Annotated in this window: 24 protein-coding genes; 9 read left to right on the top strand and 15 right to left on the bottom strand. The window is 69.5% G+C overall.

From position 1 onward, the window contains the following. Position 1: 1 nt before the first annotated feature. From ACYVJH_RS10285 to ACYVJH_RS10260, 6 genes are all read right to left on the bottom strand, one after another. Positions 2 to 1,303 carry an amidohydrolase gene (locus ACYVJH_RS10285; RefSeq protein ID WP_460454556.1) on the bottom strand — a complete coding sequence of 434 codons (1,302 nt, stop codon included), beginning with the start codon at positions 1,301 to 1,303 and terminating at the stop codon, positions 2 to 4. A 77-nt stretch (positions 1,304 to 1,380) separates the two neighbouring features. Next, the gene (locus tag ACYVJH_RS10280) at positions 1,381 to 2,682 is read right to left on the bottom strand and encodes a hypothetical protein (protein WP_460454555.1); all 1,302 of its coding nucleotides are present in this window, start codon (positions 2,680 to 2,682) and stop codon (positions 1,381 to 1,383) included. Continuing rightward, on the bottom strand, positions 2,679 to 3,782 hold the full coding sequence (zapE, locus tag ACYVJH_RS10275) for a cell division protein ZapE (RefSeq protein ID WP_460454554.1): 1,104 nt from the start codon (positions 3,780 to 3,782) through the stop codon (positions 2,679 to 2,681). The genes ACYVJH_RS10280 and zapE overlap by 4 nt, the downstream gene beginning before the upstream one ends. After that, positions 3,775 to 4,446 carry an alpha/beta hydrolase gene (locus ACYVJH_RS10270; RefSeq protein WP_460454553.1) on the bottom strand — a complete coding sequence of 224 codons (672 nt, stop codon included), beginning with the start codon at positions 4,444 to 4,446 and terminating at the stop codon, positions 3,775 to 3,777. The genes zapE and ACYVJH_RS10270 overlap by 8 nt, the downstream gene beginning before the upstream one ends. Positions 4,447 to 4,462: 16 nt before the next feature. Continuing rightward, the gene (locus tag ACYVJH_RS10265; RefSeq protein WP_460454552.1) at positions 4,463 to 6,244 is read right to left on the bottom strand and encodes an ExeM/NucH family extracellular endonuclease; all 1,782 of its coding nucleotides are present in this window, start codon (positions 6,242 to 6,244) and stop codon (positions 4,463 to 4,465) included. 68 nt (positions 6,245 to 6,312) lie between these two features. Then, positions 6,313 to 6,828 (bottom strand): c-type cytochrome, encoded by a 516-nt coding sequence (locus ACYVJH_RS10260; protein ID WP_460454551.1) that lies wholly within the window; start codon positions 6,826 to 6,828, stop codon positions 6,313 to 6,315. 163 nt (positions 6,829 to 6,991) lie between these two features. Here ACYVJH_RS10260 and ACYVJH_RS10255 point away from each other — a divergent pair, with 163 nt between their 5' ends. Beyond that, positions 6,992 to 8,590, top strand: a complete 1,599-nt coding sequence (locus ACYVJH_RS10255; RefSeq protein WP_460454550.1) for an MASE1 domain-containing protein — start codon at positions 6,992 to 6,994, stop codon at positions 8,588 to 8,590. 49 nt (positions 8,591 to 8,639) lie between these two features. Next, complete coding sequence (locus ACYVJH_RS10250; RefSeq protein ID WP_460454549.1) at positions 8,640 to 9,158, top strand: hypothetical protein; 519 nt, start codon at positions 8,640 to 8,642, stop codon at positions 9,156 to 9,158. 39 nt (positions 9,159 to 9,197) lie between these two features. On the opposite strand, the gene ACYVJH_RS10245 is transcribed toward ACYVJH_RS10250, so the two are convergent. Together ACYVJH_RS10245 and ACYVJH_RS10240 are read right to left on the bottom strand one after the other, a co-directional pair. Beyond that, positions 9,198 to 9,890, bottom strand: coding sequence for an RES family NAD+ phosphorylase (locus ACYVJH_RS10245; RefSeq protein ID WP_460454864.1), 693 nt, complete (start codon positions 9,888 to 9,890; stop codon positions 9,198 to 9,200). Beyond that, on the bottom strand, positions 9,881 to 10,285 hold the full coding sequence (locus ACYVJH_RS10240) for an MbcA/ParS/Xre antitoxin family protein (RefSeq protein ID WP_460454548.1): 405 nt from the start codon (positions 10,283 to 10,285) through the stop codon (positions 9,881 to 9,883). The genes ACYVJH_RS10245 and ACYVJH_RS10240 overlap by 10 nt, the downstream gene beginning before the upstream one ends. Positions 10,286 to 10,592: 307 nt before the next feature. Here ACYVJH_RS10240 and ACYVJH_RS10235 point away from each other — a divergent pair, with 307 nt between their 5' ends. From ACYVJH_RS10235 to ACYVJH_RS10220, 4 genes are all read left to right on the top strand, one after another. Further along, positions 10,593 to 11,297 carry a BON domain-containing protein gene (locus tag ACYVJH_RS10235; protein ID WP_460454547.1) on the top strand — a complete coding sequence of 235 codons (705 nt, stop codon included), beginning with the start codon at positions 10,593 to 10,595 and terminating at the stop codon, positions 11,295 to 11,297. 87 nt (positions 11,298 to 11,384) lie between these two features. Further along, positions 11,385 to 11,849, top strand: coding sequence for a hypothetical protein (locus ACYVJH_RS10230; protein ID WP_460454546.1), 465 nt, complete (start codon positions 11,385 to 11,387; stop codon positions 11,847 to 11,849). 53 nt (positions 11,850 to 11,902) lie between these two features. Then, positions 11,903 to 13,300, top strand: a complete 1,398-nt coding sequence (locus tag ACYVJH_RS10225; protein WP_460454545.1) for an IgA Peptidase M64 — start codon at positions 11,903 to 11,905, stop codon at positions 13,298 to 13,300. A gap of 37 nt (positions 13,301 to 13,337) precedes the next feature. Further along, positions 13,338 to 14,144 (top strand): NYN domain-containing protein, encoded by an 807-nt coding sequence (locus ACYVJH_RS10220; protein WP_460454544.1) that lies wholly within the window; start codon positions 13,338 to 13,340, stop codon positions 14,142 to 14,144. Between the two features lie 34 nt (positions 14,145 to 14,178). Here the strand turns inward: ACYVJH_RS10220 and ACYVJH_RS10215 are convergent, their stop codons facing one another. Both ACYVJH_RS10215 and ACYVJH_RS10210 read right to left on the bottom strand, forming a co-directional pair. Beyond that, positions 14,179 to 14,730 (bottom strand): phosphoribosyltransferase family protein, encoded by a 552-nt coding sequence (locus ACYVJH_RS10215; RefSeq protein WP_460454543.1) that lies wholly within the window; start codon positions 14,728 to 14,730, stop codon positions 14,179 to 14,181. 31 nt (positions 14,731 to 14,761) lie between these two features. Next, the gene (locus ACYVJH_RS10210) at positions 14,762 to 15,685 is read right to left on the bottom strand and encodes an oxygenase MpaB family protein (protein ID WP_460454542.1); all 924 of its coding nucleotides are present in this window, start codon (positions 15,683 to 15,685) and stop codon (positions 14,762 to 14,764) included. Positions 15,686 to 15,839: 154 nt separating this feature from the next. On the opposite strand from ACYVJH_RS10210, the gene ACYVJH_RS10205 reads away from it, so the two are divergent. Further along, the gene (locus ACYVJH_RS10205; protein WP_460454541.1) at positions 15,840 to 17,507 is read left to right on the top strand and encodes an endonuclease; all 1,668 of its coding nucleotides are present in this window, start codon (positions 15,840 to 15,842) and stop codon (positions 17,505 to 17,507) included. A 68-nt stretch (positions 17,508 to 17,575) separates the two neighbouring features. On the opposite strand, the gene ACYVJH_RS10200 is transcribed toward ACYVJH_RS10205, so the two are convergent. Genes ACYVJH_RS10200 through ACYVJH_RS10190 form a run of 3 tightly spaced genes read right to left on the bottom strand, consistent with a single transcriptional unit; the run spans position 17,576 to position 22,037 of the window. Then, entirely contained in the window at positions 17,576 to 18,703 is a 1,128-nt protein-coding gene (locus ACYVJH_RS10200; RefSeq protein WP_460454540.1) for a hypothetical protein, read from the bottom strand. Continuing rightward, on the bottom strand, positions 18,679 to 19,590 hold the full coding sequence (locus ACYVJH_RS10195) for a ribonuclease H-like domain-containing protein (protein ID WP_460454539.1): 912 nt from the start codon (positions 19,588 to 19,590) through the stop codon (positions 18,679 to 18,681). Before ACYVJH_RS10195 ends, ACYVJH_RS10200 begins: the two co-directional genes overlap by 25 nt. Beyond that, positions 19,587 to 22,037, bottom strand: coding sequence for a DEAD/DEAH box helicase (locus tag ACYVJH_RS10190; RefSeq protein ID WP_460454538.1), 2,451 nt, complete (start codon positions 22,035 to 22,037; stop codon positions 19,587 to 19,589). Before ACYVJH_RS10190 ends, ACYVJH_RS10195 begins: the two co-directional genes overlap by 4 nt. Positions 22,038 to 22,192: 155 nt before the next feature. Between ACYVJH_RS10190 and ACYVJH_RS10185 the strand changes: the two genes are divergently transcribed. Beyond that, a complete protein-coding gene (locus ACYVJH_RS10185; protein WP_460454537.1) occupies positions 22,193 to 23,032 on the top strand; it encodes a universal stress protein in 840 nt (279 codons plus the stop codon). A 9-nt stretch (positions 23,033 to 23,041) separates the two neighbouring features. Here ACYVJH_RS10185 and ACYVJH_RS10180 read toward each other — a convergent pair whose 3' ends face one another. Together ACYVJH_RS10180 and ACYVJH_RS10175 are read right to left on the bottom strand one after the other, a co-directional pair. Next, the gene (locus ACYVJH_RS10180; RefSeq protein WP_460454536.1) at positions 23,042 to 24,910 is read right to left on the bottom strand and encodes a sensor domain-containing diguanylate cyclase; all 1,869 of its coding nucleotides are present in this window, start codon (positions 24,908 to 24,910) and stop codon (positions 23,042 to 23,044) included. Between the two features lie 4 nt (positions 24,911 to 24,914). Continuing rightward, complete coding sequence (locus ACYVJH_RS10175; RefSeq protein WP_460454535.1) at positions 24,915 to 25,286, bottom strand: I78 family peptidase inhibitor; 372 nt, start codon at positions 25,284 to 25,286, stop codon at positions 24,915 to 24,917. A gap of 174 nt (positions 25,287 to 25,460) precedes the next feature. Between ACYVJH_RS10175 and ACYVJH_RS10170 the strand changes: the two genes are divergently transcribed. Then, on the top strand, positions 25,461 to 26,546 hold the full coding sequence (locus tag ACYVJH_RS10170; RefSeq protein WP_460454534.1) for an alkene reductase: 1,086 nt from the start codon (positions 25,461 to 25,463) through the stop codon (positions 26,544 to 26,546). The last annotated feature ends 2 nt before the right edge of the window (positions 26,547 to 26,548 follow it).

Here is a 26,548-nt window from a genome sequence, read left to right as displayed (position 1 = left end):
ATCAGTCCACTTCGTGCAGGTAATCCAGCGCCACCTGCAGCATCGTCCGGGTGCCGACCTTCAGCGCCTGCTCGTCCAGGAAAAACTCGGGCGAGTGGTTCGACGGTGCCTTCAGCGGGTCCTGGTCGGGCGGGGTGGCGCCGACGAAGTAGAAGAAGCCCGGGACCTGGTTGGCGTAATAGCTGAAATCCTCGGCGCCCATGGTCAGGTCCATCTCGACGACGCTCTCGGCGCCGACCACCTTTTCCAGGCTGGGCACCATGCGCATCGTCAGCGCCGGGTGGTTGACGGTGACCGGGTTGCCCTTGGTGTCGGGCACCTGGGCGACGGCGGTGGCGCCGTGCGCGTGCGCCACGGATTCGGAGACGTTGATCAGGTCGGCGAACACCTGCTGGCGCATGTCCTCGTCGAAGGTGCGGATGGTGCCCACCAGTTCGACTTCGTCGGGAATGATGTTGTAGCGGATGCCGCCCTTGATGGCGCCAAAGCTCACCACCACCGGCAGCTTGGAGATGTTCTGGCGCCGGCTGACGATGGTCTGCGTGGTGCCGATGACGTCGGCCGCGGCCACGATCGGATCAACGCCGCCCCAGGGCCGAGAGCCGTGCGTCTGCCGGCCCTTGATGACGATGTTGAAGCGGTCCGAGGCCGCCATCGTCGGGCCGCTGCGGTACCCCACCTTGCCGGCGTTGAGCGTGCTGAACACGTGCAGGCCGAACACCGCCTCGGGCTTGAAGCGTTCGAAGATGCCCTGCTTGAGCATTTCCTCGGCACCACCCTCCTCGCCGTCCGGCGGGCCTTCTTCGGCTGGCTGGAAGATGAAGAGCACTTCGCCGGCCAGGTCGTCCTTCACCGATGCCAGCGCTTGGGCCACGCCCATCAGGATGCCGGTGTGCGCGTCGTGGCCGCAGGCGTGCATCACGCCGGTGGTTTCGCCGCGGAAGGTGGTGGTGACCTTGGATTCAAACGGCAGGCCGCTGCGTTCGGTCACCGGCAGCGCGTCCATGTCGGCGCGCAGCGCGATGCGCGGGCCGGGTTTGCCGCCGCGCAATACGCCGGTCACGCCGGTGGTGGCGATGCCGGTGCGTACGTCCTCGAAGCCAAGCGCGCGCAGATGGTCGGCGACCAGCGCGGCGGTGCGCGTTTCGCGGTTTCCGAGCTCCGGATTCTGGTGGATGTCGCGGCGCCAGGCCTGCACCTTCGCGTCCACCGAAGCGGCCAGCGCCTCGACGTCGGGCGGCTGGGCGAAGGCGGGGCCGCAAAGCGCGGCGGCGAGGGCGGAAACAAGCAGCAAACGGCGCATGGCGATTCCCCTGGTTAGCCTTCCAAGGATGCTAGCACGCAGTTGCGCAGGGACCTGCGCGGCAGCCGGAGGCGTCCTTAAAGGCGTTCTTCTCGGGGCAACGCCGTGAGCAAGAAGGCCATCACGCTGGCCGCGACCGTCCACGCCAGGTAACGGAAATCCGCCGATGGCGCCAACGGCAGCAGCGGCAGTGCCAGCAGCAGGCCCGATGCGGCGACGGCCGCGGCCAGACCGTCGCCCGGTCCGCGCCGGCGCAAGGTGGTGACCACAAGGATGCCCGCAGCGAGTGCCACGTAAAGCCAGCCCGCGAAAAGCGGCGTATCCACCAGCGCGCCCAGGCGCGACTGCAGCGCATGATGCAGCGGGCCCGAAGGCGGCGACACGGCGGGGTTGTCGCGCAGCGGCACGATGGCCGGCTGCAGCACCTGGAAATCGGGCTGTTGTTCCTGGCGGAAGCCCAGCAGGTAGGCCGAGACCTCGGCACGGTGGCCGAAGTAGGCGCGCGGATGCTCCAGCGGCAGTGAAAGCCAGGCGCGGCGAAGGTCGGCGTACTGCGCCGGCGTGTAGTCGTAATAGAAGTTCAGGCGCAGCTGCCCGGATTCGAAGCTGGGCACGTTGACGAAGGGCGAGAAGTCGCGGCGCAGGTCGTCGACCGTCAGCCCGGGCTCGACCCAGTCGGGTGGGAACAGCACGCGGTCCTCGGCGATCGACACCGCGGCGATGTCCCACATCGCGATCACCGGCCACACGGGCGTATCACGCGCGCCTGGCGCCAGGTTGGCCAGTCCCGCGGCCAGGTGCAGGAACACCGTCAGCGCGACCGTGGCCAGGCCGACCCGCCACCGTTTGCCAGGCCACTCGCGCCAGGCGATCCAGGCCAGCAAAGGCAAGGCCGCCGGCAGCGCGTTGTGACGGAAGGCGCAGCCGGCCACCAGCAGCGCCAGTGCGCCCAGGCGCCAGCCGCGACGCGGCGCCGTCAGGTCGGCCGCCAGGCAGGCCACGGCGCCCGCGAACAGCGCCATCATCCACACGTCCTTCCAAAGGTGCGGCAGCAGCGCCAGCAGCGGTGGCCAGGCGCCCAGCAGCCACACGCACAGCACGCGCCGCCAGGCGCCGCCGCCCAGCGCATGGGCGAAGCCCGCCATGGCCGCCCACCAGGCCAGCGCCTGCACCAGCAACATACCGCCGGGGTCGGGCAAGACCAGGCGCACCGCCTGCCAGACCCGCACCATGACCGGCGGGTGGCCGGGATCGAGTTCGCCGTGACGGGCCTGCCACCACTGCCAGGCGGAGTCCCAGCTCAGGTAGCCGGGCCAGAACGCGGCCAGCACCAGGCCCAGGCCCAGCGCCGCCGCCAGCCAGGGCGCGGCGCGCCTCACGGGCGGTGTTCGCGGGCCATGAAGTGCGCGCTGCGCATTTCGACCAGGCGCGAGGCGGTGCGCTCGAAGTCACCGCGCAGCTTCTCGCCGGTGTAGAGCCACATCGGTTCGGCGGCGGCGCTGAGCACCAGGTTGACGTTGCGGTCGTAGAGTTCGTCGACCAGGTGCACAAAGCGGCGCGCGGCGTTTTCGCTCGAGGCGTCCATCACCGGGACGTTCGAAAGCAGCACGGTGTGGAAGTCGCGCGCCACTTCGATGTAGTCGGCGGCGGCGCGCGGGCCCTCGCACAGTGCATGGAAGTCGAACCAGGCAATACCTTCGGCCAACGCCCGCACCGGGATCAGGCGGCCGTTGACGGCCAGCGGGCCCTCCTCGCGCGGGGCGTCGGCGGCCAGGCGCTCGTAGTGGGCGGCCAGCGCCGCATCGGCGTCCTTGCCCAGCGGGACCAGATAGGTTTCGGCGCTGGTGAGCTGGCGCAGGCGGTAATCAAGCTGGCTGTCGAGGTGGTGGACGACGCAGTGTTTTTCCAGCAGCGCGATCGCCGGCAGGAAGCGCGCGCGCTGCAGGCCGTCGCGGTAGAGGTTCTTCGGTTCGGTGTTGGACGTGGTGACCAGCACGACGCCACGTTCGAACAGGCGGTCGAGCAGCCGGCCCAGGATCATCGCGTCGGCGATGTCGGAAACGATGAATTCGTCGAGCACCAGAAGCCGCAGTTCTTCGGCCAGCGCATCGGCGACCACCGCCACGGTGTCGGCGGTGTCCCTGGGCAGGGCCTGGATGCGCGCGTGCATTTCGACCATGAAGCGGTGGAAGTGCCAGCGGCGGCGCGGCAGGTCGCCCAGCTGGTCGAACAGCAGGTCGTTGAGGAAGGTCTTGCCGCGGCCGACGCCGCCCCACAGGTACAGGCCCTGCACCGGCTCGCCGGCGCGGCCCAGCCAGCGTTTCCAGGCGGGCGCGGCTTCGCGCGCCAGCAGGCCGGCATGGATGCGGTCGAGCTGGGCCAGCGCCGGGCGCTGCGCCGGGTCGTCCTGCCAGCGGCCATTGGCGACGCCGGCGGCATAAGCGACCGACGGCGGGCGGGCCGCCGTGGGTTCAGCCATGGCGCGGCGGCGGCAGGTTCTTGCGCACGCCGTTCTTGACCGCGCCGCGCAGGTCCATCAGCCGGCGATGGAAGAAGTGGCTGGTATCGGGCATTTTCACCAGCGTCGGTTTTTCATCCAGGCCGTCGATCCACTCGTAGACCTTCTGCGGGTCGACCACCTCGTCGGCATCGGGCATGACCACCAGCCAGGGGCAGGCCGGCGGCTGCACGCCGGAGAAATCGCGGAAGCCCACCGGCGGCGCCAGCGAGATCATCTGCTTCACCGGGAGCTGGCGCGCGCCCTGCAGGGCCACCCAGCTGCCGAAGGAAAAGCCGGCCAGCCACAGCACGTCGTCCGGGCGCGACTTGCGCACCCAGTCAGCCACTGCCAGCAGGTCCAGGATCTCGCCGCGGCCCTCGTCCCATTCACCATCGGACTTGCCGACGCCGCGGAAGTTGAAGCGCACCGCCGCCAGGCCCAGTTCGCTCAGGGCGCGGGCGGTCATGGTGACCACCTTGTTGTGCAGGGTGCCGCCTTCCGGCGGATTGGGATGGCAGATGATCGCCACGCCTGCCCGCTCCTGCCCGTCTTCGGGCAGGTCCACCATCAGCTCGATCTGGCCGGCGGGGCCTGGGACCAGCAGCGGGCCGGATTCGGTCGGGAAGTCGGGCAGGGCGTCCATGCGCGGATGATAGCCCCTAGCGGGCCAGGTCGAAGCCCAGCAGCAGCGGGTCGTGGTCGGAGGCCCGCCAGGGGTCGGCGGCCGCGCCCTGCCGGTAGTCGAAGGCCGGGGCTTCGTCGGCATTGGCGTGCCATTCGGCGGCGCCGCGCAGGCGCGCGGCCAGGCCGGGGTCGACCAGGGCGTGGTCGAGCCGCCCGGACAGGCCCTCGTAGACGAAGGAATAGGGCCGCTCGAGCTTCATCCGGGCCAGCGCGTCCTGCCAGCCCTGCGAGCGCAGCAGGCGCATCGGGTCTTCCTGGTTGTAGGCGTTGAAGTCGCCCACCAGCAGGTGGCCGGCCGGCCGGGTGCCGGTGGGGTCCCTGGCCAGCCAGGCGTTGAGCAGGCGGGCCGATTCGACCCGGGTGGCGTTGAAGCAGGCCTGCCCATCGCGACGGTCGGCGTCGCCGCCCCGGGCCTCGCCGCAGCCGCCCTTGGACTTGAAGTGGTTCGCCACCACCACGAACACCGGCCCGCGGCCGGCGCGGAAGGCCTGGGCCAGCGGCACCCGGCTGCGGTCCCGGAACGGGCCTTCGACGAGCACCGCCGGTTTGCCCACCGGCGCCACGCGGCTGGCCCGGTAGATCATGCCGACGCGGATGGGGTTGTCGCCCGGGCCCTGGCCGGTATCCACGAACCGCCAGTCGTCATGCGGGCCGGCGGCGTTGAGCGCGTCAACGAAGCCGGCCAAGGACGACTCAGGCCCGAAACCGTCGTTTTCCAGCTCCATCAGCGCCGCCAGGTCCGGGGCCATGGCCTGCACGGTGGCCACCAGCTTGGCCTGCTGGCGCGCGAAATCGGCCGGCGTGGCGGCGCCGCGCGAGGTCGGGAAACCGCCGCCGCGGCCGTCGCCGTTGAACAGGTTGAGCAGGTTGAAGCCGGCGATGCGGCGGTCGCCGGCGACGTCCGGCACCGGCGGGCGCGGCGCCTGTTCAATCCGGGTGAGCGGGGCGGTGAGCTGCAGCCGGTGGCTGCCGAAACGCTGGTCAAGCACGCCGGTGACGTCGTGCAGCACGCTGCCCACGCGAAGTGGCCGCGCCGCATCCAGGCGTTCCCCGGGCAGGAACCACAGGCGGTCGGGGTCGCGGGCGCTGCGGCCGTCGTCCAGGCGCAGGCTCAGGCGGGTGTTTTCCGCGGCGATGACCTGCGCGGCGGTGCCGGGCGGGGCCAGCTCGGTGGGCGCGAACAGGCGGCCGTCGAAGCTGACGCGCAGTTCGCCGTAGCGGGTCAGCGCCTGGTTGTCGGTGACCGTCAGTGGCCCCGTCAGCTTCAGCAGCATGCCTTCGTAACGCTCCCAGTCGCCGGCGCTGGTGGGCGCGGTCGCCACCTCCAGCGGTGTTACCGGGGCCTGGCCCAGCCGTTCGACCGTGCCGGCCTCGACGGCGGTCAGGGTGGCGCCGTCGTCGCCGGTTTCGACCACCGTGCCGGTGATGCGCACGTGGTCGCCCGTCTTGAGCCTGGGCTGGGCGTCGCGGCGGCGTGGCAGGAACAGGCCCTCGGACGTGGCCGGGTCGTCGTCGGGCACCAGCGATTGCACGAAGACGCCGCCCAGGCCGCCGAACGGCGCCACGACCACGGCGTCGACCACCACCTGCCGGCCCTCGAGCGGGCTGCGCTCGCCGCTGCCCTGGATGCGCGCCACCGTGACCAGGCCGCCTTCCTCGGCGACCACGGTGTCGAGCGGCGCGGGGCCGGGTGGCGTGCAGGCGACCAGCAGCAGCGAGGCGGACAGGATCACCAGCGGGGAGGGGCGACGGACCATGCGGGGACTCCGGAAACAAAGACGCCGCCCGGAGGCGGCGTCGTCGCGAAAGGGCGTGGCAAGCAAGCTTACTGCAGGTTGTCGACCATCCACTGCACCGTGACGATGACCTGCTCGTCGGTGAGGTTCGGGTTGCCGCCCTTGGCCGGCATGATGCCCGCCGAGCCCTGGTAACCGGCGATGGCGTGCGTGTTCAGCGTGTCCATGCCCTGGGCGATGCGCGCGGTCCACTCGGCGCTGAGCAGCTTCGGCGCGCCGCCGGCGCCCGAGGTGTGGCAGGCGCCGCACAGGTTGTTGTAGATGACCTGGCCGTCGAGCGTGCCGTCGTAGGCCACCTGGCCGGCGGACGCCGCCGCAGCGGCCGCAGCGGCGGCGGCCTGGGCCGCGGCGCCGGTGGAGCCGGCATAAACGCCGCCCGCGGGCTGCAGGCGCTTGGCCATGGCGGCTTCGGCGACGGGATTGGGTTCGGGTTCCTGCTGGGTGTTGAAGTACAGGCCCATGAGGATAAGCACGCCGGTGACCGCCATCAGGAAAACGATGACCATCGAGAAGTGCTTGAGGAAGACCAGATCGTGATTGCGCACGGGGTGTCCTGACAAGGGGCCGGAGCCCTGTGGATAAGAAGGCCGCGATTATATCGGCCCTGTCCCGCGCAAGGAAGGCGGATATACGTATACGGCAGGAGCGTCCTGCTCGGTTAGCATGGCGGGGAGCCGGAAAGCCGGCGAACAGGGGAATCCACCGGGCATGGCAGGACGCGCGCTGGCGCTGCTGCGGGACGCCGGGCCGGGCCGCAATGGCCGCTGGGCCCTGCTTGCGCTGGCCGTGCTGCTTGCCTGGCTGGCGCTGGAGCAGCTTTCCGCCCAGCTGTGGTTCCTTCCGGCCGGCCTGCGCCTGGCGATGCTGTGGCTTACCCCGACCCGGCGCTGGGGCTGGCTGGGTGCCTCCGAGGTGCTGGCCCAGGCCACCAAGTCAGCGGTGTTGGGCTATCCCTTGTTCACCACCACCTTCCTGGCGGTGTGCGTGGCGCCCTGGCTGATCTACGCCGCGGTGGTCTACCTGCTGCGCGGCTCCCAGCCGGCGCCGCCGCCCGATTCGCCCACGCGCATGCTGTTGCTGCTGTTGGCCGGCCTGCTGGGCGCGGCCGGCGTGTCGCCGCTGCTGTGGATGTTCCTGGTCACCTATCCGATGACCACGGCCGACTCGCTGGCCAGCATGTTCGCCTTCATGTACGGCGACCTGATCGGCCAGATCGTGCTGGCGCCGCTTCTTGTTGCCTTCGTGTACGGCGGCCTGCGCTGGTCGGTGCGCAGCGTGCTGGTCCGTGACCTGGCCCTGGTGCTTTTCGGGGCAGTGGCGGTGTTCCTGGTGCTGCAGGCCTACGCCGACCTGGCCATGTACGTGTTGCTGCTGGCGTTCGCCCCGCTCTTCTTCCTGGGCTTCCGCCACGGCTGGGAGGGCGGTGCGCTGGCCACGACCCTGCTTGGCGGTGTCATGCAGGGGCTTGTCCAGCTTGGCTTCCTCACCGTCAACGTCACCATGCTGCAGCTGGTGCTGGCGGTGGTCGGCGGCGGCGCGCTGGTGCTGGGCGCGGCCAGCACGGCGCTGCGGCGCAGCCACGAAATCCTGGCCCAGCGCCACCTGGAGCTGGCGGCGCAAACCACCGAGCTCGAAACGCTGGCCGCCGAGCTGGCCCAGGTCGGCCAGCGCCTGGCCCGGCTGGAAGAACAGGGCCAGCGCGAACTGGCCAGCGAACTCGAATACGAACTTGGCCACGCCATCCACGCGCTGGGCACGCGCATAAGCCTGGCCTTCCGCGACGTGCGCGATGAACAGGGCACGCGCCTGCTGGAGTCACTTCGCGAGCAGGTGCGCGAGATCCAGGACAGCCTGCGCCGCGCGCTGCGCCAGCTACGGCCGCCGCAGCTCGACACCCACGGCCTGAAGCAGGCGCTGGAAACCGGCCCGCTGCACGAAATGCTCGACGACAGCGGCGTGGTGTTCGAGTCGGTGTTCGAAGGCCCGGTGGACGCCCTGGGCGAAGACGCCCGCACCACCGTCTACCGCATCTGCCAGGCCGCCGTACGCGAGGCGGTGCGGCTGGAAATGGTACGCCGCTTCGGCATGCGGCTCGAAGTAGTGCCCCAGGACGGTGGCGGGCACATCGTCGGCCTGGCGATGGACCTGGAGTTTTCGGCCTACGTCCAGCACCTGCCGGTCCTGCAGGTGGTGCCGGCCATCAAGGACCGCGTGCTGGCCGTGCAGGGCGACTACCTGCTCGAACCGCTGGTGCATGGGCACCGGCATTCGGTGCGGTTCGTGGCGGGCATCCGGGGCGACTCCTGAGACGACCTGCCGACTATCCCTGAGCGAAACGGAAACGAGGAAGCATGAATTGAAGTCCAGGATCCCAGCAGTTCTGCCCCTGCTGCTCCTGCTGCTCTTGGCGGCGGGCATTGTCTCTGCCGGTCAGCGGGAAAGTCCGGACTTCGTGTACGCGGCATATGAAGCGGATGGAACTGTAAGGAAGATTTCGATAGGGACGAAGCCGCCTGCGGTATTCATCGGGCACGCTGGAAGAGCTGCGACGCTGTGCGGAAAAGATGAAGACGTTATCTGCGTAAAGAGCTTGCCCTTCAGCTTCGCGGTCCCGAAGACAGCAGAGCTTGCCGTTGGCAATACTTGGACGCACGACGGGCTGACATACAGCGTCGTGTCGACTCAAGAAGTGAGGCTGCCAGGAAGAACCGCCTCGGCTGTAGTCATCAGCTCATGCAGCGCGGAGGGAGGATGCCGTTCGTTCGTCTACTCGCGCGCGGTGGGGCTTGTCGGCTTCACCGTCCCGACGCCCGACAAGAAGTCGCACATGTACTGGATCCAGGGCGCATCCGGATTTCCAGTCGGTCCAAAGTGATCACCGGAACAGAATTCGCAGGCGGCTAGTGATAAACATTCATGGCCCGGATGTTTGCAACGCTGCCCGCGCATAGTCCGGCAGGATCTGCTGCCCGTCCCAGGTGTAGATCAGGTGGTGGGCCTGCACGCAGGGCGCCACGCGGTCGGGGTGGAAGACGCCCACGCATTCGCCGCCGGCGTGGCGCACGCTGGGATAGACCACGCCGTCGGAGCCGTCGGCACGCAGCTGCCGGGCCAGGGCCTGCGGCGGGCCGTAGTCGTCCGGCTGCAGCATCTGCGGCCAGCCGCGGCGCAGGTCGTGCAGGCGGCCGCGGATGGCGGTGCGGTAGCAGCGCATTTCGATGCGCATCGCCGGTTCGGCGGTGGCGGCCATGAAGCGGGCGCGGTGGTGCATGGTTTCGGCCACGGCGGTTTCCAGCGCGCGCGCCGCGTAAAACACGCCGTAGCTGCCGTCACTGAAACGGCTGCCGGCCGGGTTGAGGTGGGTGAAGGCGGCCATCACCGGCTGCGTGCCCGGCCCGCTGATGCGCCGTTCGCGTGGCACCAGCTGCAGCTGGCCGAGTTCTTCGCGCAGGCGTGGGTTGGTCAGTGATTCCAGCGCGTACAGCGCTTCGAGGTCGTCGGGCCGGGCGATGCGGTCGAACACGCCCTGCGGCGGGAACCGGCTGGGCACCAGCCGCCAGGCTTCGGCCCAGCTGACCCGGGTGAGGCGCGGCGCGCTCACTGCCAGCCGCGCTGCGCGTCGAGGTAGCTGCGCACGACGTACAGGTCGGCGACGTTGCCCGACAGCATGCGATCGAGCGCCGAGCCGCCGCCGAAGGGCAGCGCGGCGTTGGGCTTGCGCAGCCAGGCGTCGGCGCGGGTCGGGTCGGGGAACAGCACCTGCAGCGCCTTGAAGATGCCCAGCACGTAGCTGATGCGCTCGAGCACGTCGCGGCCCGGGTTGCCGTCCTGCTGCTTCTTCCACTTGTACCAGGTGGACTCCGGCGGGTCGCCGAGCAGGCGCCGGGCCTCGGCGTTCTTGAGGCCCCAAGCCCGGGCGATGGCGAAGTAGGCGCGCAGGGCCGGCCCGCCGAGTTCGGGGAGGGCGGTTGCCGGGACGTGCTGGGCGCGGTGGCTGACCATGGGGACTCTCCCTGTGGAGTTGATAAAGATAATACTCCTTGTCGGGAGTCATTGCAGGTGGCTGCAGGGGCCTGTCCGCATGGGGAAAGCGGGCCGTTCAGGTTGGCCAAGCCATTGATTCAAATGGAACAAAGCGAAAAAGAACGGCCTGATTTAACAAGCGTCGAACAACTGCTTCAGTTTCGATTGCTTCGCCGGCCGCCAACCTCGGCTCCACGCTCACGGACGTGCTGCAGGGATCCCCCGATCCCCACCGCGGGCCAGGCCCTCCGGGCCGCCTACAAATAAGTTCGCAAGGAGAAACGCCATGAATGCCATCAAGTCTTCCCTGATCGCCTCCGCCATTGCCCTGTCGTTCGGCGCCACTGCCGCCAACGCCGAGCACCACACCGGCGAAGATCATGCCGACATGGTCAAGGCCGTGAACGACGCCAAGCCTGCGCGCACCGCCGCCCAGGCCACCACCGACGCCGCGATCACCGCCTCGGTGAAGACCCGCCTGCTGGCCGACGAGCGCACCCAGGGCTTCGACATCAATGTCGACACCTACAACGGCGTGGTCAGCCTGACCGGTGGCGCCGATTCGATGGCCGACAAGATAGCCGCCACCGAAGTGGTCGCCCAGGTAGAGGATGTCGTGCGCGTCGAAAACAAGCTGACCATTGCCGGCGAAGGCACCGAAGCCCGCCAGGACGCCAACACCGCCACCGCCTCGGGCGAGGTGCGTGAGGCCATGGACGAAGCCGGCGACAGCATCGACGATGCCTGGATCACCTCCAAGGTGAAGACCCAGCTGCTGGCCGACGAGCAGGTGCATGGCACCGAGATCAACGTCGATACCAAAGGCAACGTGGTCACCCTGACCGGCACCGCGCCAACCCTGGCGGCCCGCACCAAGGCGGTTGAAATCGCCCAGGGCACCAAGGGCGTGCGCAGCGTCGTCGCCACCCACCTGATCGTCGGCCCGGACGCGGCCATGGACGAGGACGACGTGGCAGACATGCACGACTAAACAAGCCCATCCATGTCAGAGTGGACGGCAGCGGCCGGGCAGGACGCCCGGCCGTTTCCGTTTGGAACGCAGGTCCTGGAGTCCGCCATGAACCAAAAGAATGAAAACCGCAGCGTCTTCGCCGTCGACGATCTGGCCCGGCTGGAAGACGCGCTCACCGCGGCGCGCGACGCCGGCATTGCCGATGAAGACATCGCCCTGGTCGCGCGGCACGACATCGAACTCGAGCTCGACCCCGAAGCCCCCGAGCCCGACGAACACGGCAGGGCCCGCGGCCTGCTGGCCGGCCTGAGCGCCGTCGCCGTGCCCACGCTGGGCGTCAGCCTGGCCGGCGCCGGCATGCTCAACCTGCTGGGCAGCAACCTCGCCGGCTGGACCGGCCACGCGGCTGGCGACCATGCCAACGACGACGTGCGCGAACGCTACCGGGCCCTGGTGGAATCGGGCGTGTTGCTGGTGGTGGTGCAATCGGATTCGGCCGAACGGCACGCCGCCGCGCATGCCGCCATCGTCGCCGCTGGCGCCCGGCCGCTGGACGACGGCCAGCCCTGAAGCCGATCGCCCCGCATGCGACACTGGCCCCGGCCAATACCGGGGACCACCGCATGCGCGCCGCCCTTCTTGCCAGCCTGCTGCTGGCCCTGCCCGTCGCCGCCAAGCCGCCCGCGACCCTGCGCGTGGACATCCAGCACGGCGGTGACGCCAGCACCGAACACTTCGCGCTCGAACGCCTGGTCGTGGAGCCGCTGCCCTGGCCCGGCAACCCGGCACGCCCGATCGACGACAGCAATCGCGGCATGAACCAGGTCCGCGTGCTCGACGCCGAGACCGGCGAGCCGCTGTACTCGCGCGGCTACAGCACGATCTTCGGCGAATGGCAGTCCACGGTCGAAGCAGAGGGCCTGCAGCGCAGCTTCCAGGAATCACTGCGTTTCCCGATGCCGGAAAAGCCCGTCACCGTGCAGGTGCTCAAGCGCGATGCCGAAAACAACTTCGTGCCGGCCTGGCAGGTGCGCATCGACCCGGCCTCGCTCGACATCGAGCGCGCGCCGGCCAGGGCGCCGGCCCGACCCATCGCCATCCGCGACAACGGCGACCCGGCCGGCAAGGTCGACCTGCTGATCCTGGGAGACGGTTACGCCGCACACGAACTGGCGAAGTTCGAAGCCGATGCGCGCCGCCTGGCCGACCACCTGTTCAGCGTTTCGCCGTTCAAGGAACGCGAAGGCGACTTCAACGTCTGGGCCCTGACGGTGCCGCTGCCCGAGAGCGGCGTTTCGCGCCCGTCCACCGGCGTGCACAGGGCCAGCGCCACCGGCCTGCGCTACGACATCTTCGGCTCGGAACGTTATGCGCTGAGCGTGGACAACCGCGCCTGGCGCGACCTGGCCCAGCACGCGCCCTACGACGTGGTCGAGATCATCTTCAACAGCGAGACCTACGGCGGCGGCGGCATCTTCGGGCAGTTCAGCACCGCCGCGGCGGGCAATGACTGGGCCGACTACCTGTTCGTGCACGAATTCGGCCACCACTTCGCCGGCCTGGCCGACGAGTACTACACCTCGTCCGTGGCCTACCAGAGCGGCGGCGAACGCCCGGAACCCTGGGAGCCCAACGCCACCGCCGACCCGCAGGCCGGCAAGTGGAAACACCTGGTCAGCCCGGACACGCCCTTGCCCACGCCCTGGCCAAAATCGCAGTTCGAAGCCTTCCAGCGCGAAAACCAGGCACGCCGCGCGCAGCTGCGCGCCGACCAGCGCCCGGAATCGGAAATGAGCCAGCTCTTCCACGACGAGCAGGCCTACGTGACCGAACTGTTCGCCGGCCATGCCCACGCCGGCGCCGTCGGCGCCTTCGAGGGCGCCAACTACCAGGCCACCGGTTACTACCGCCCCCAGCTCAACTGCCTGATGTTCACCCGCACCGACCATTTCTGCGACGTGTGCGCGGACGCGGTCGAAGCCATCATCGACCTCTACGCCCGCCCCGCGCCGAACAACTGAACCTGTGGGAGCAACTGCAGCCCAGAAAGGAGACCCCATGCCATCGCGCAACGGCAACACCCCCACCTCGGCCGAAGACGCCAAGCACCTGGCCGTGCTGATCGACGCCGACAACGCCCAGCCCTCGGTCATCGAAGGCCTGCTGGCCGAAGTGGCCAAGTTCGGCGTCGCCAGCGTCAAGCGCATCTACGGTGATTTCACCTCGCAGCGGCTGCAGGGCTGGAAACAGGCGCTGCTCAAGCACTCCATCCACCCGGTGCAGCAGTTCGCCTACACCAGCGGCAAGAACGCCACCGACAGTTCGCTGATCATCGACGCGATGGACCTGATGTACACCGGGCGCTTCGACGGCTTCTGCCTGGTGTCGAGCGACAGCGACTTCACCCGCCTGGCCCAGCGCCTGCGCGAAGCCGGCCTCACGGTCTACGGCTTCGGCGAACGCAAGACGCCCGACCCCTTCGTGCAGGCCTGCGACAAGTTCACCTACACCGAGGTGCTGCGCCAGGATGCGGCCGAGGCTGAAAAACCCGAGCCGGCCAAAGCCAATGGTCGCGTCGCGAAGAAGGCGACCAAGACCGCCAGCGTCGAAAAGCCCAAGCAGCCGCAGCAGGCGCCGCGCAATCTGCTCAACCAGGCCATTGAAGAAGCCAGCGACGAAGAAGGCTGGGCCCAGCTCGGCGCGGTCGGCAGTTACCTCAACAAGCTGCGCTCGGATTTCGACCCGCGGCTTTACGGCCACCGCAAGCTGAGCGACCTGTTCAAGGCCTACCCGAAGTGGTTCGAGTTCAAGGAACTGGCGAGCCCGGCCGGCGGCAAGGATCTGTACGTTCGCGCCAAGGGCTGACGCCGCTCGCGGCTGAAGCCACGCCGGGCGATCGTCAGCCCTTCGGGGCTTCGGCGGGGCGCCACAGGTCGACGGCGAAGTCGGACTCGTAGGGCGGCACGTTGCACTCGATCACGTCTTCGGGCGCGATCTTCAGGGTGAGGCCGACGATGTCGGCACGCACCGGCATGCGATGGCGCTGCCGGTCGACCAGCACCGCCGCGTGCACGTGCGCCGGCTTTTGCGTCGCCAGCCACTCGAACACGCGCATCAGCGAATAACCCTGGTAGAGCACGTCGTCCACCACGATGACGCGGCGGTTCATCAGGTCGGCGCCGCGCGGCGCCTCGAGCGCGGTGTCGGGGTGCAGCAGCTCAAGATTGTCGGCGTAGCGCTTGACCTTCAGGTCGATGCGCTCGATCTCGGCCCAGGGCGCGTGCACGCGGATCCGGGCCAGCAGGCGGTCGGCCAGCGGTGCGCCGCGGCGCAGCACGCCCAGCAGCACCGTCGGCGTGGCGTCGAGCAGCGCCGCCGCCTGGCGCGCCATGTCGTCGACCACGATCTCCAGGTCCACGTCGGAATAAAGGCGGAAGCGGTCGGCGGGCATGCGGGTCTCCGGCGTCGGGGGCCGGCCTAGCCTAGCGGTTTCGCGCCTGGTTTCCATCCGCGAAGCCGCGCCGCACCCAGGCCGGGTCCAGGCCCATGCGCCGGCAGGCGTGCTGGGCCGGGCCGTCGTTGAGGCCGGCGCGGAACAGGGGAGCGGCGGCGGACAGCAGGCGCGCGGCCAGCTCGGCGCCGGACCGTTCGCGTCGACCTTGCTGCAACAGGGTCCGGGCCCAGTCCGGCAGCAGCGCCATGCCCGCGCCCAGGAACACCTTGCGCGACAGCCCGGCCATCGGCACCGGCAGGCGCATCGTGTCCAGCACCCGCAGCACCTCGCGCGACCGGTCGGTGAAGGCCAGCTGGGCCTGCACGGCCTCGAAGTAATGCGCCACCTCCGCTTCGCTGCGCGGCACGTCGGTGGCGCCCAGGGCCTCGGCGATGCAGCGGGTTTCGTCGTAGTAGCGGTCGGCGTCGGCGCCGGGCACCGGCCCGGCGAAACGCCGGTAGCCCTGCAGGAAGCCGTAGGCCTCGGTCACGTGCACCCAGGTAAGCAGGGCCGGGTGATTGGCCGAGTACGGTTCGCCGGTTTCGGTCACGCCCTGCACGCGGTCGTGGATGCGGCGCACGCGGGCAATCAGTTTTTCCGCCTGGGCCCGCGGGGCATAGCTGGTGCCGGCGACGAAGTGCGTGGTGCGCCGCAGCCGGCCCACCAGGTCGGTCCGGAAGTTGCTGTGGTCCCACACCCCGGCCAGCGCCGCGGGGTGCAGGGTCTGCAGCACCAGCGCGCACAGGCCGCCCGAAAGCATGCCGGCGAAGTCGGCGTGTATCCGCCAGGTCGCGCTCGCGGGGTCGAACAGGCCGGGGTCGTCAGCAGGACTGTCGTAGTCAAGACCGCTTTCCCCGCGCGGGAAAGCGCGCAGGACCCAGGTGCGCAGCGGTTGGGCGAGGGGCGAAGGCATGCCACCAGTCTAGGCACCGGCCGTGAAGGGCGGGTGCGGGCTGCCGGTGCCGTTGGTCGGAAAAGGGCTCACCGGTCGTGGCGCCGGGCCGGCGGCAAAGATACTGTCACCCGCACAGGGGAATATCTGACGAAACTTCGGGGAGATTTCGTACATGAAAATGGGAAAGGTCGGGCTTCTGTCCGCGCTGTTGCTGTGCCCTGCGTTTGCCAACGCCGGGGTGTGGATCAATGAAATCCATTACGACAACGATGGCACGGATGTCGACGAGTTCGTCGAGGTCGCCGGCGACGCGGGGACGTCGCTGTCCGGCTGGTCCCTGCACTTCTACAACGGTTCCGACCGCCGCGTTTACGCCACGCGTTCGCTGTCGGGCACGCTGGGCAGCCAGTGCGGCGCCTACGGTTTCGTTTCGGTCGCCGCGGCGGGACTGCAGAACGGTGCGCCCGACGGCGTTGCCCTGGTCAACGCGTCCGGCACCACCGTGCAGTTCCTGAGTTACGAGGGTCGCTTCAAGGCCGCGAACGGCCCGGCGCGCAACAAGACCTCGGTCGACATCGGCGTGTCCGAAACCACTTCCACGCCCGTCGGCCAGTCGCTGCAGCTCAAGGGCAACGGCACCGCCTATGCCGATTTCAACTGGCAGGCGCCGTCCACCGCCAGTCCCGGCACCTGCAACGCGGGCCAGGTCTTCCCGGTTCCGGATGCGGCGCCCACCGTCACCAACACGTCGCCGGCGAACGGCAGTTCGGCCGTGCCGCTGGATGCCGACATCAGCATCAGCTTCTCCGAACCCGTCAGCCTGCAGGCCGGCGCCATCGTGCTGGGCTGCGACACCAGCGGCAACGTGCCGGTCACGGTCAGCGGCGGCCCGAGCACCTTCACCGCCAATCCGCAGGCCACCCTGGCCGGGCTGGAGGACTGCCTGGTGGACGTGCTGGCCAGCAAGGTCAGCGACCTCGACGGCGTCGCCACGCCGATGGCCGCCGACTACGGCTTCATGTTCACCACCGCCTCGGTGCCCGGCAACGACTACTACTCGGGGGTGAACACCAGCAGCGCCAGCGCCCTGCGCGCCAGCCTGCACGCGATCATCGACGACCACCAGCGCTTCCCGTACAGCTCTACGGCCACCGATACCTGGGACGTGCTCGAGTTCGCCGACGAGGACCCGCTCAACCCGGGCCGCATCCTCGACGTGTACCGCAACGCCAGCTACCAGAAGTACGGCGCCGGCAACACCGAGTACAACCGCGAACACACCTGGCCCAAGAGCTACGGCTTCACCAACGACAGCAGCACGAACTACCCGTATACCGACACCCACATGCTGTTCCTGTCGGATTCGGGCTACAACAGCTCGCGCGGCAACAAGCCCTACGCCGATTGCCTGTCGGGCTGCACCGAGCGCACCACCGTCGCCCACAACGGCGAAGGTGGCGGCAGCGGCGTGTTCCCGGGCAATTCCAACTGGTACGACACCAGCTATTGGCAGACCTGGGGCGACCGCAAGGGCGACGTCGCGCGCGCGCTGCTGTACATGGACGTTCGCTACGAAGGCGGCACGCACGGCGTCACCGGCGCCGCCGAGCCGAACCTGATCCTCACCGACGATCCGGGCCTGATCCAGTCCTCGAGCGCCAACCTGGGCGTTGCCTACATGGGTCGCCTGGCCGACCTGCTGCGCTGGCACGCCGAGGATCCGGTCGACGCCAAGGAGCAGCTGCGCAACGAGGCGGTGTATTCCTACCAGGGCAACCGCAACCCGTTCATCGACCACCCGGAATGGGCGGCCTGCGTGTTCCAGAACCAGTGCAACTGACTACACGCTGCTCCGCTTGAATACGGACGGGCCCGCTTCGGCGGGCCCGTTTGTTTGCCGGGGCGCCGTCAGGCCAACAGGGTGAACGCAGTTTCGGCGACGACGTTGCCGTTGACCTGCAGTTGCACCCGGTGTTTGCCGGGGTAGTAGCGGCGGGTGGTGATCGCACGCAGCGAGTGTTTTTTCTCCAGCCGCCGGGTTTCACCGGGCGCCATCTCCAGGGCCCAGCCCTTGAACACCTTGGCCGACGTGTCGCCGTTGGCCCTGACGTGATGCACCACGTAATCCACGGCCAGGGTCTGTTTGCTGCGCGCGGCCGAGGCCAGCGTCGCCACCAGCTGCAGCGAGTCGCCCACGGACGCGCGCCTTGCCGACAGCGACAGCGTCGCCTCGCCGCGGAACGTGGCGCCCAGGCCCCAGGCTTTCAGGACACGGCGGTCGCCGCGTTTGACCAGGCTGCGGCTGGCGTGGCGCAGCAAGGCCCTGCGTTCGGCGCTGGCCTGGGGAAGTTGGGTCTCCAGCCAATCGGCGATGACACCGGGATGGTCCTTGGCGATGTCGTTCAGATGATTGGCGACGCTGCGACGTACGTAGGGGCTGGGGTCGTCCTGCAGGGCGCGCAGAAGCGGCAGCGTGGGCGTCGGGTCGGCGATCAGCGACTTGATCTGCAGCCCCCAGGGCAGGCGCGGACGGCTGCCTTCGCTGGTCCAGCGACGCACGTGCGGGCTGGGGTCGCTGCTCCAGCGCTGCAGCTGCGCCATGGTCGGTGCGAAATGGTTCAACAGGAACGGCCGCACCGCGAATTCGCTGGTGAAGCGCTGGGTCAGCGCATGCAGGGCGAGCAACCCGCGTTCGGGCTCGGCCTGTCCGCGGCGGGCGATGTACTCGCCCAGGGGCCAGCCGATCCAGCCGGCCAGGCCGGCGTCGGAGATGCGGAAGGCCAGCTCGTCGGTGGTCGCCGGCGGCGCCAGCGCCGCTTCGATGATGCCTGCGGCATGGTCGAAATCGTCGGGCAGCGTCGCTTCCAGCGCGTCGGCGATCTGCATCGCGCGGGCCTTCATCTCCAGCGCGTCCAGGCCGTCGAGCGCGTGTTTCTCGAAGCCGCGGCGATCGAAGTCGCGCCAGTGGCGCTGCAGGTGCTCGCCGCAGGCGCGCACCAGGCCGGCGTTGATCAGGTTCTTGAAGGGTTCGGGCATGGAGGGATTGTAGGAGTGTCTCCGGCCAGGCGGGCCAGCAGCTGCATCAGGCTGCGCACGTCGGTGTGGTTGTGGGCCAGGACGCGGCGAAGGTCGGTGGCGGGGCCGCCGCCGAGGTAGTCGCGCCAGGCGCGGGGGGCCTCGCTGCCGGGCAGGTCGTCTTCGCGCAGCACCTTCAGCAGCTGCCGTTCGACGGTGGCCAGGCGGCAGTTTTCCCACAGCCCGCGGTAGCGGCGGCGTACCGGGTGCAGCAGGTCCAGGTGGGCCAGCGGCGTTATCGGGCAGGGCAAACGTGCCAGGCGGTAGCGCGTCTTCAGCAAAGGCGCGTCGTAGCTTCGGCCGTTGTAGCTGACCAGCACCGTGCGTGGCTCCAGCCAGCGGGCGAAGGTTTCCAGCATGGCGCGCTCGGCCGCCATCGTGGTGGTCATCAGTTGGCGGATGCGCAGCTGGCCGTCCACCCGGTCGGCGCAGCCGATCATGAAGGCGCGGGTGCCGGTGCCACCGGCCAGTCCGGTGGTTTCGGTGTCGAAGCACAGCAGCTGGCCCGGCGCCACGGTGTCGAAATCTTTTGCGAAGGAAACATCGACACTCGGCGGCAGCGGCGGCGCTTCATGGCGGGATTCGTAGTAGCGCAGGCCGGGCGCGATTTCGTCGCCGGGGAGATAACGGTCGGGCGGGCGCAGGGGCGTGATGGGTCGACTGCTTGCGCGCGCCCGCAGGCCGAGCAGGCGGCGGATGTTTTCGGGGACTTCGGGGCGGGGGCGGGTGGAGGGAGACGGGTGAATCCCCAGCGCTTCTCCCCTGGCCGCCGCGGGGTGGGAGAGAGGCGGCGCTTTACCGGCCTCCCCCTGAAGCAAGCGCAGCTTCTGTGCCAGCCCCGCGCTCACGCCGCGGTCCCCAGAAGGTCCAGCACCTGCGATGCCAGCGCGCGCGGCGTATTGCCGGTCTTGCCTTCGTCGGCGGCGAGCACCGGGCCGACGCAAGCCGGGCAGCCGGCGGCGCAGTCGCAGGCCGCCACCAGTTCGCGCGCACGCTGCACCAGTTCGGCCTGGCGGCGCCATAGCGGTTCGCTCAGCCCGATGCCGCCGGGGTAGTTGTCGTAGAGGTACACCGTGGGCGTGAAGCGTTCGGCGGCATCGGGGCTGCCGGGCTGGCCATCGGCGCCGCGCAGCTGGCCGCGGCCACGGCCATCGGTGTGCGCGAACCAGGCGCCGTCGCCGCTGCCCACGGCCTGGCGCAGGTCGCGGCCTTCGGCCATCACGGCCACCGTGGCGACCACGTGCAGCGCATGGGCCGCACCCAGGAAGCCATCGAGCGCGTCCTGGCGCGAAACGAAGGCCTGCTCCAGCGCGTCCTGCGGCAGCTGCCACCACAGCGACGTGGTGTGCATTTCCTGGTCGGGCAGGTTCACCGGGCCGTAGCCGATGTTCTCGTGGGTGTAGTAGCGGATCTTCTTGTAGCCGGGTACGCGCCGCACCACGTGCACTTCGCCGTGCTGGGCGCTGCCGCCGCCGGCGCGCACGCCGTCGAAACGCTCCAGCACCTTGAGCTTGGTGTAGTCGATGGCGTCGGTGTAGTAGTCGACGTGGGTGCGGGTGACATAGGCCTTGCGGCCTTCCCAGTCCAGGCGTTCGACCTGGAAGGGCACCGACTGGATCATGTGGATGGCGCCTTCGTACAGGGTGAGCGCGGCGGCGGAGTAGTCGACTTCGGCGATGATCTTCTGGCGGCCATCGGTGCGGTCCACCACCACGAAGTTGCCGTCGGCCACCGAGCGCAGCGACACCGCATTGGCCGGGTAGCTGTCGGCGATCCAGTCCCAGCGTTCGCCCTCGGAATGCAGCACGCCGGTTTCGGCGAGCACATCCAGCCAGGGCGCCGGATCCATCGGACCGTAGGATTCGCCGCGCAGGAAGGGCAGCTCGAAGGCGGCGCAGCGCAGGTGGTCGAGCAGGATCAGCGGCTGGTCGGGCGCGATGCGCGCGTGTTCGGGGTTGGCCTGTTCGAAGAAGCCGGGGTGCCGCACGAGGTATTGGTCGAGTGGATCGGACGAGGCCACCAGCACGCCCAGCGACGGCTGTTGCCGCCGGCCGGCGCGGCCCACGCGCTGCCAGGTGGCCGCGACCGAACCCGGGTAGCCGTTGAGCACGACGACGTCGAGCGCGCCGATATCCACGCCCAGTTCCAGCGCCGAGGTGCTGACGATGCCATCCACGTTGCCGGCGCGCATCGCGCGTTCGGCCTCGCGGCGCTCATTGGGCAAATAGCCGCCGCGGTAGGCGCGGATGCGCGGCGGCTTGCGCGGGTCGTGGTCGAAGACGTCCTTGAGGTATTTGGTGAGCACCTCGACCATCGTGCGCAACTGCGCGAACACCAGGGTCTTGAGGCCCGCGCGGATCGCCAGGCGGGCGATGCGGTTGGACTGCGAACGTGCGGAGGCACGCAGGCCCAGGTCGGGGTTCACCACCGGCGGGTTCCACAGCAGCAGGTGCTTTTCGCCCACCGGGGCGCCCGATTCGGTGATGGCTTCGACCGGTGCCTCCACCAGCGCCTCGGCATGCTGCTGCGGGTTGCCTATCGTCGCCGAGCACAGGATGAACTGCGGGTTGGCACCGTAGAACGCACACACGCGCTTGAGCCGCCGCACCACGTTGGCCAGGTGCGAGCCGAACACGCCGCGGTAGGTGTGCACTTCGTCGATCACCACGTAGCGCAGGTTTTCGAAGAACTGCGCCCATTTGGTGTGATGCGGCAGGATCGCCTGGTGCAGCATGTCCGGGTTGGACACCACCAGGTCGGCGTGCAGTCGGATGGCCTGGCGGGCGTCGCCGGGCGTGTCGCCGTCGAAGGTGTGGCAGCGCAGGCCCAGGTCGCCGGCGCGGTTGAGTTCCAGCAGGTCGGCCACCTGGTCCTGCGACAGCGCCTTGGTCGGGAACAGGAATAGCGCCTTGGCCTGCTGCTGCATCGCCGCCGCGACCACCGGCAGCGTGTAACACAGGCTCTTGCCCGAGGCGGTCGGCGTGACCACCACGAAGTGCCTGCCGGCCCGGGCGGCGTCCCAGGCCTGGGCCTGGTGGCTGTAGAGCTGGCCGATGCCGCGGGCGCGCAGTGCCGCCGCCAGCGCCGGCGGCAGCTCGTCCGGCAGCGGTGCATAGCGTCCTTCCCGTGTCGGCTGGACGAAGTGGCCGGTCACCCGGTCGGCGTACTTGGCCTGGAGCCGGCTGGCCAGCTGCCGCGGGTCGCGCACCCGCGGCGCCAGCGGCGAATCAGCCGGCGCCGGGGCGCCGAGGGCGAGGTCGCGGGCGTCACGGCGGGCGAGGGCATTGGCGGGCATGGGCGTGTCGGCGTGGCAAGGGGCCTTCATTAGCCGCTTGGGCCGTCTCATTACGTGAGACAAGTCACCGGCGTAGGCTTGACTCACGTCAACGCCACCGTGCGCCGCGGGCGTAGGGTGGTTTCATCCCCTGCCGACCTACGAGGAGCCTGGCCATGATTCGCGACCTGTTCGTCTTCCTGCAGGGCACGGCGGCCGATGCCGCCGCCCTGGATGCCGCCATCGCCCTGGCCCAGGCCCATGACGCCCATGTCGCGGCCCTGGCCGTGGCGCATGCGCCGGTACCGTTCGCCAGCGAGTGGGGGGTCACCGCCGTCGGCCTGGACCAGGCCGGCTTCGAGGCGCTGCGCAAAGCGGCCGAAGACGCTGCCGCCGGGGCCCGCAAGAAGCTCGCTGCCGCCGGCATTGCCCACGAGGTGCGGGTGGCCGACTCGCCCCTGGCCTGGCCCGAGGAAGTGGCCGCCTTGCATGCCCGCCACGCCGACCTGTGCGTGTTCGGCGGGCCGGCGCCCGGCGCGCCGGGCTCGCGTTTTGGCACCAGTTTCGACGCCCTGCTGATGCATTCGGGCCGGCCGGTGCTGCTGGTGCCGGACGGCGTGGCGCTGATGGTGCCGCCGCGCCGCGTGGTTATCGCCTGGCAGCCGCGTCGCGAAGCCAGCCGCGCCGTGCACGATGCCCTGCCCTGGCTGCCGCGGGACGCCCAGGTGGACGTGCTGGTGGTCAACCCGCAGACCACGGCCCTGGGTTATGGCGAAGCGCCGGGCTCGGACATCGCCCGCCACCTGGCGCGGCACGGTTGCCAGGCCAAGGTGGTGGAAGTCGAACGCGGCGGCCACAGCACCGGCGAGGCCATCCTTGAACACGCCCGGGCCAGCGTCGCCGACCTGGTGGTGATGGGCGGCTTCAGCCACTCGCGCTGGCGCGAACAGGTTTTCGGCGGCGTCACCCGCACGGTGCTCGAGGGCACGCGCACGCCGGTGCTGTTTTCGCACTGAGCCGCGGAATCAGCCCGCGGCGACCCGGTTCCTGCCGCTGGCCTTGGCCGCGTAAAGCTGGCGGTCGGCCGCGCGCACCAGTGACGCGGCGTCCACGTCCGGGTCGTAGCTCTTGGCCAGGCCGGCGCTGACGGTCACCACCCCCAACGGGCTGGCCGGGTGTTCGATGGCCGCGGCGACGATGTCCTCGAGGATGCGCCGGAGGATGCGCTCGGCGTGCGGCACCGCGATCGAGGTGAACACCAGCGCGAACTCCTCGCCGCCGTAGCGGTAGCAGCGCACGTCGCGGCGGATCTGGCCGGCCAGCACGTCGGCGACCTTGCGCAGTGCCTGGTCGCCGGCTTCGTGGCCCAGGCTGTCGTTGTAGGGTTTGAAATAGTCGACGTCGAGCATGCCCAGGGCCAGACCCGACAGTGGCTCGGGATGCGCCAGCAGCTGCGCCAGGTCCTCGTCGAAGGCGCGCCGGTTGGGAAGATCGGTCAGGCTGTCGGTGCGGGTCAGCTGTTCAAGCCGGCGGTTGGCCGTGGCCAGTTCGCGGGTGCGGTCTTCGACGGTGCCTTCGAGTTCGACCTGGCGCTGTTCCACCTGGCGGGCAAGTTCATGGAAGCTGCGTGACAGGCTGCCGATCTCGTTTTCCTCGCCCAGCGGCAGGTCGGCAACCGCGGCCTCGATCTGGTCGCCCCGGGCGAAACGATCCGCCGCGTCGCGCAGGCGTCGCACCGGCTGGCTGACGCGCCGGCTGAGCACCGTGCCCACGACCAGAAGCAGAATCAGCTGCAGCGCCAGGCCCAGCGCCAGCATGATGGCCGCGCCGCGGGACGCCGCGCCACCCACCTGGTCGGCGGGGTATATGGTTGCCAGCCGCCAGTCCGGGCCGTCGACGCGCGAAAAGACGATATAAGCGCCGCTTTGTTCTTCCCGCATGATGTGCGCGGAATGGCCCTGCTCGAAGTGTTCTTCGGCCAAACGATGGATGCGGGCGGCGAAGGGATCGTCGGCGTCGTCAACGTGCACCTTGCCGCGCGCCTTGTCGTTTTCGGCAAAGGACCCGACGCCGGCGATCAGGTGGCCATCGGCGCTCAGCAGCAGCGTGCGCGAGCCGGCCAGGCGGCTGCGGCCCAGGCGCTCCATGATTTCCTCGAGCAGGATGTCCTGGCTGGCGCTCGCCAGGTGACGGCCCGCGGAGTCGTCTATCGGCAGCTGCACGGTGACCGCCCACTGGCGGGCGGTGGTGTCGAAGTACAGGTCCGACCAGACCAGGTCGCGGGCGGGGTTGTTGGCGGGCAGCGTGGCCTGGAAGAGCGGGTCGCCGGCGACATCCAGTCCCGGGTCCGCGTCCAGGCCCCAGGGCCTGCCCGGCCAGTAGATCACCGAGGCATTTTCCGGAAACGAGACATAAAGGTTGGCGAAGGGTTCGCGCCAGGCCGGACCAAGCTCCGCCACCAGGTCGGTGGCGATCACCAGCCGTCGGCGCAGATCCGCGTCCAGCGCCGGACGCGTCGGGCTGATGAATCCGGTGGTGTGGATGACGTAGCGGCCATCGGGCTTGCGGTGGCCGCGGAAGTATTCCGGGCGCAGCCGGATGCTCTGGTCGGCATTGGGCAGGAATATGGCGTCGAAGCGCGCGCCAGGGTCGGTACCCGTGTCCTCGTAGCGGCGCAGGAATTCCGCGCCGAAAACATCAAGGTGGCCACGGGCGTCGCGGAAAGCCTGCTCTTGCTGCAGGCCCTGCAGTTCGGCGTGGCGGCGCAGCTGGTCCAGGGCGCGGTCGCGCGAGAGCTGCCAGGCATAGGCATAGCCCAGGGCCGTGCCACCCACCACCGCCAGGGTGGACCACAGGGCGACGCGCCCCAGGACCTGTTGGGCCAGCAGGCGCACGGACTCAGCCGCAGCGCACCGTGAGGACTTTGTTGTCCTCGTCCACGTCCAGGTTCACCCGGTCCTCGCGGTAATCCATGGTGACCATCATCCCGGGTTTGATGACCCGCACGCGATCCGATTGGGTGTCGGCCTTGACCTTGGCCACCAGGGCTTCGTCGGCAACATTGCCCACGGCCCACTGGCCGGCTTTGGCATCACAGGTCATGACGGCGTCCTCGTTGGTGCCGGCCTCGTCCATCGCGGGCGGGGGCGGCGGGGCGGCGAATCCATCGGCGCTGTCCCCGGCCGGCGGTGGGTCCTGGGAGGGGGTGGCGCAGGCGGAAAGGGCGAACAAGCCGGCCAGGGCAAGCGACAAGGGTCGGATCAGGCGCATTCGGTCTCTCCGCGACAGGGTGACCCGAGCGTAGCGCAGGGCGGGGCGGGCGTCTGCCGACTTGCTCCCGCCCCGATGAATGAACGCATAGGTGCAACAATAAGTGCCACATAAGGGGCTTTGTTTCGCCAGCGAACCCCTCCATGCTGGCGACATCCCACCGGAGACCCCCTTATGAAGCCCACCCTTTATTCACCGACCACCCTTGCCGGCCTGACCCTGCGCAACCACATCGTGATGGCGCCGATGACCCGCTCGCGCGCCCCCGGCAACGTTCCCAATGCCCTGATGGCGACCTATTACGGCCAGCGCGCCAGCGCCGGTCTGATCATCACCGAAGGCACCTCGCCCTCGCCCAACGGCCTGGGCTACTCGCGCATCCCCGGCCTGTTCAACGCCGAACAGGCCCGCGGCTGGGCCGGCGTCGCCAAGGCCGTGCACGCCGGCGGCAGCCGTATTTCCATCCAGCTGATGCACAGCGGCCGCATCGGCCACCCGGCCAACCTGCCCGAAGGCGCCGAGCTGCTGGGCCCGTCGGCCATTGCCGCGGCCGGGCAGATCTGGACCGATACCCAGGGCATGCAGGATCACCCGGTGCCGCGCGAAATGAGCGACGCCGACATCGCCGCCACCCGCGACGAATACGTGCGCGCGGCGCTGCTGGCGCGCGAAGCCGGGATGGATCTGGTCGAGGTGCATGCCGCCAACGGCTACCTGCCGGGCCAGTTCCTCAACCCCAAATCCAACCAGCGCAGCGACGCTTACGGCGGCAGCGGCGAAAACCGCCGTCGCTTCCTGCTTGAAGTCGTGGATGCGGTGGTCGGTGCCATCGGCGCGGGACATGTCGGCGTGCGCGTCTCGCCGTTCAATGCCTTCAACGACCTGGCGGCCGGTTTCGAAGGCGAGCGCGAGGAATACCTGGCCCTGGTCGACGCCCTGGCCGAACGCGGCCTGGCCTACCTGAGCCTGATCGCCACGCCGGGCGCCGTGCCCGACGAGCTGGTGGACGAAACCCGCCGTCGTTTCCCCGGAACGCTGATCCTGGCCGGTGACTACGACGCCACGCGCGCCGAAACCGACCTGGCCGCCGGCCGCGCCGACCTGGTCGCCTTCGGCCGCCCCTTCATCGCCAACCCGGACCTGCCGGCCCGGCTGGCGACGAAGGCGCCGCTGGCCGAAATGCAGGCCGACAAGCTGTATTCGCCGGGGCCGGAAGGTTATTCCGACTACCCGTCGCTGTCGGCGTCCGCCGCCGCCTGAGG

It is taken from the genome of Arenimonas aestuarii, from assembly GCF_054781715.1.
This window is presented reverse-complemented; position numbering and strand designations above follow the sequence as displayed.

What these genes read in the sequence shown, in the direction of transcription:
- ACYVJH_RS10235 (WP_460454547.1), top strand. Translation starts at nt 10,593, where the DNA reads ATGAATGCCATCAAGTCTTCCCTGATCGCCTCCGCCATTGCCCTGTCG.
- ACYVJH_RS10230 (WP_460454546.1), top strand. Translation starts at nt 11,385, where the DNA reads ATGAACCAAAAGAATGAAAACCGCAGCGTCTTCGCCGTCGACGATCTG.
- ACYVJH_RS10240 (WP_460454548.1), bottom strand. Translation starts at nt 10,285, where the DNA reads ATGGTCAGCCACCGCGCCCAGCACGTCCCGGCAACCGCCCTCCCCGAA.
- ACYVJH_RS10200 (WP_460454540.1), bottom strand. Translation starts at nt 18,703, where the DNA reads ATGCCCGAACCCTTCAAGAACCTGATCAACGCCGGCCTGGTGCGCGCC.
- ACYVJH_RS10190 (WP_460454538.1), bottom strand. Translation starts at nt 22,037, where the DNA reads ATGCCCGCCAATGCCCTCGCCCGCCGTGACGCCCGCGACCTCGCCCTC.
- ACYVJH_RS10270 (WP_460454553.1), bottom strand. Translation starts at nt 4,446, where the DNA reads ATGGACGCCCTGCCCGACTTCCCGACCGAATCCGGCCCGCTGCTGGTC.
- ACYVJH_RS10285 (WP_460454556.1), bottom strand. Translation starts at nt 1,303, where the DNA reads ATGCGCCGTTTGCTGCTTGTTTCCGCCCTCGCCGCCGCGCTTTGCGGC.
- ACYVJH_RS10225 (WP_460454545.1), top strand. Translation starts at nt 11,903, where the DNA reads ATGCGCGCCGCCCTTCTTGCCAGCCTGCTGCTGGCCCTGCCCGTCGCC.
- ACYVJH_RS10210 (WP_460454542.1), bottom strand. Translation starts at nt 15,685, where the DNA reads ATGCCTTCGCCCCTCGCCCAACCGCTGCGCACCTGGGTCCTGCGCGCT.
- zapE (WP_460454554.1), bottom strand. Translation starts at nt 3,782, where the DNA reads ATGGCTGAACCCACGGCGGCCCGCCCGCCGTCGGTCGCTTATGCCGCC.
- ACYVJH_RS10255 (WP_460454550.1), top strand. Translation starts at nt 6,992, where the DNA reads ATGGCAGGACGCGCGCTGGCGCTGCTGCGGGACGCCGGGCCGGGCCGC.
- ACYVJH_RS10215 (WP_460454543.1), bottom strand. Translation starts at nt 14,730, where the DNA reads ATGCCCGCCGACCGCTTCCGCCTTTATTCCGACGTGGACCTGGAGATC.
- ACYVJH_RS10175 (WP_460454535.1), bottom strand. Translation starts at nt 25,286, where the DNA reads ATGCGCCTGATCCGACCCTTGTCGCTTGCCCTGGCCGGCTTGTTCGCC.
- ACYVJH_RS10185 (WP_460454537.1), top strand. Translation starts at nt 22,193, where the DNA reads ATGATTCGCGACCTGTTCGTCTTCCTGCAGGGCACGGCGGCCGATGCC.
- ACYVJH_RS10220 (WP_460454544.1), top strand. Translation starts at nt 13,338, where the DNA reads ATGCCATCGCGCAACGGCAACACCCCCACCTCGGCCGAAGACGCCAAG.
- ACYVJH_RS10265 (WP_460454552.1), bottom strand. Translation starts at nt 6,244, where the DNA reads ATGGTCCGTCGCCCCTCCCCGCTGGTGATCCTGTCCGCCTCGCTGCTG.
- ACYVJH_RS10205 (WP_460454541.1), top strand. Translation starts at nt 15,840, where the DNA reads ATGAAAATGGGAAAGGTCGGGCTTCTGTCCGCGCTGTTGCTGTGCCCT.
- ACYVJH_RS10170 (WP_460454534.1), top strand. Translation starts at nt 25,461, where the DNA reads ATGAAGCCCACCCTTTATTCACCGACCACCCTTGCCGGCCTGACCCTG.